A 662-nucleotide genomic window follows, 5' to 3' on the forward strand; every position below is an offset into this window, starting at 1 on the left:
GGACGCACCGTCCTGGTGCTTGGGGATATCGGCGAACTGGGGCAATGGGCGGAAGAAGGCCACCGTCAGGTGGGTGACTACGCGCGTGGCAAGGTAGACGCCCTGTACGCAGTGGGTTCCAACATGACACATGCGGTCCAGGCGTTTGGCGCCAATGGCCGCCATTTCGCTACTCAAGCTGAGCTTATCGACGCGGTTAGCGCCGAAAATGCCAGCGATACCACTATCTTGATCAAGGGCTCGCGCAGCGCTGCGATGGAAAACGTCGTGGCGGCATTGTGCGGTGCCAGCGGGGAGAAACATTAATGCTGCTGCTGTTGGCCGAGTATCTGCAACAGTTCCACAAAGGCTTCGCGGTCTTCCAGTACCTGTCCCTGCGCGGGATTCTTGGTGTACTGACCGCGTTGTCCCTGGCGCTGTGGCTGGGGCCGTGGATGATCCGTACCCTGCAAATTCGCCAGATCGGCCAGGCCGTGCGTAACGACGGCCCGCAATCGCACTTGTCCAAGTCCGGCACCCCGACCATGGGTGGTGCGCTGATCCTGTCCGCCATCGCCATCAGCACCTTGCTGTGGGCCGACCTGTCCAATCGCTATGTGTGGGTGGTGCTGATCGTCACCCTGGCGTTCGGCGCCATCGGCTGGGTCGACGACTACCGCAAG

1 protein-coding gene and 1 pseudogene are annotated in these 662 nt (G+C 61.6%); both read left to right on the plus strand.

From position 1 onward, the window contains the following. A partial coding sequence (locus HP547_RS29195) for a glutamate ligase domain-containing protein (protein ID WP_372243033.1) occupies positions 1–306 on the plus strand: 306 nt, incomplete at its 5' end. Further along, positions 306–662 (plus strand): annotated as a pseudogene (locus HP547_RS29200) (phospho-N-acetylmuramoyl-pentapeptide-transferase); the annotation flags it as partial. The gene HP547_RS29195 and the pseudogene HP547_RS29200, both read left to right, overlap by 1 nt.

This window comes from Pseudomonas sp. CM27 (genome assembly GCF_013179515.1).
In the GTDB taxonomy this organism is placed as follows: Bacteria; Pseudomonadota; Gammaproteobacteria; order Pseudomonadales; family Pseudomonadaceae; genus Aquipseudomonas.